Raw genomic sequence first — 1,117 nt, forward strand, 5'->3', positions numbered from 1 at the left:
GCGGGGTGTAGACGCGCTGGCGCGGCTGGTTCGTCGCCCTGCCGTGCGCCCAGTCGCGGAACGCCGCCTCCAGCGCGTCAATCGCGCGGGGCATCGTGAGCACCTCGCGCACCTGCGCCTCGCGTATCAGCAGCGGCTGCCCGTCACCCAACGCTATCCGCTCCGCCATCAATCGGGTAGGATACCCCAAGCCGCCCCCTTGACACGCGCCCGTCGTGTAGAGTATAATTCGCTTCAGAGAACCATTTTCCATCGGAGGCGATGATGAATCGGCTGATTGTTGGGCTGAAGCAAGCGGGGCTGCGCCTCACGCCACAGCGCGTGGCAATCTGTCAAGTGCTGGCGGAAAGCAAAGACCACCCGACGGCGATGATGATATACCACCAACTGCTGCCCCAGTTCCCCACGCTGAGTTTGGCGACGGTCTACAAGACGCTGCATGTGCTCAAATCGATGGGACTGGTGCATGCGCTGGGCGACGCGGGCGACGGCGCGGAGCATTTCGACGCCGACCTGACGCCGCATATCAATCTCGTGTGCGTGCGCTGCCATCGCGTGGTGGACTTCGACGAGCGGCTGGTGCATGAAATTCAGCACATCGTGGAGCAGCGTTCGGGCTACGAGGTGCAGGGCGCGCGAATTGTGTATTACGGGCTGTGCCCCGACTGCCGCGCGGCGCAGCGCAACGGCAAGGAGAGCGCATAATGGGCATCGTGCGCTGTGTACGCAAGCGTCTCGCCGAAGCCGACTCGTGCGTCGACGAGATGGCGAAGGTCGCGTTGGCGAATCGGGGGCTGCGGCGCGTGCGCTACCGCTATCGCGACGACACTGTGGAGGTGGAGTACGACCCTGAACGCCTCAGCCCTGAGTCGGCGCGTCAAGCCGTCGAGCCGTTGCTGCGCGAGTTGGGCGTGCGCGTGCCCGATTGTAGCCTGCGCAATCCCGAATCGGGCGTGTGCGCCGCGTGCCCCAGCGTCGCCCAGCACGGCAAACGCTGGCAGGTGAACGGCGTCGCCTACCGCGCCCACTTCGACGGCGAGACGCTAACCGTCGAGCAGGAACACGCGCCCGCCGAGCCGACCGCCCGCATCCTGCGACGGGTCAAAGCGCGGGAGCG

At 66.0% G+C, this 1,117-nt stretch carries 2 protein-coding genes; both read left to right on the forward strand.

Features of this window, described 5'->3' with window-relative positions; all coding sequences use genetic code 11:
• Positions 1 to 264 precede the first annotated feature (264 nt).
• Positions 265 to 705, forward strand: coding sequence for a Fur family transcriptional regulator (locus NW807_RS06495; RefSeq protein ID WP_414425609.1), 441 nt, complete (start codon positions 265 to 267; stop codon positions 703 to 705).
• Positions 705 to 1,117: hypothetical protein (locus NW807_RS06500; protein WP_414425610.1), on the forward strand; the 413-nt coding region annotated here is incomplete at its 3' end. The genes NW807_RS06495 and NW807_RS06500, both read left to right, overlap by 1 nt.

The sequence above is a fragment of the Synechococcus sp. R70.1 genome, assembly GCF_047461675.1.
GTDB lineage: Bacteria > Cyanobacteriota > Cyanobacteriia > Thermostichales > Thermostichaceae > Thermostichus.

What these genes read in the sequence shown, in the direction of transcription:
- NW807_RS06495 (WP_414425609.1), top strand. Translation starts at nt 265, where the DNA reads ATGAATCGGCTGATTGTTGGGCTGAAGCAAGCGGGGCTGCGCCTCACG.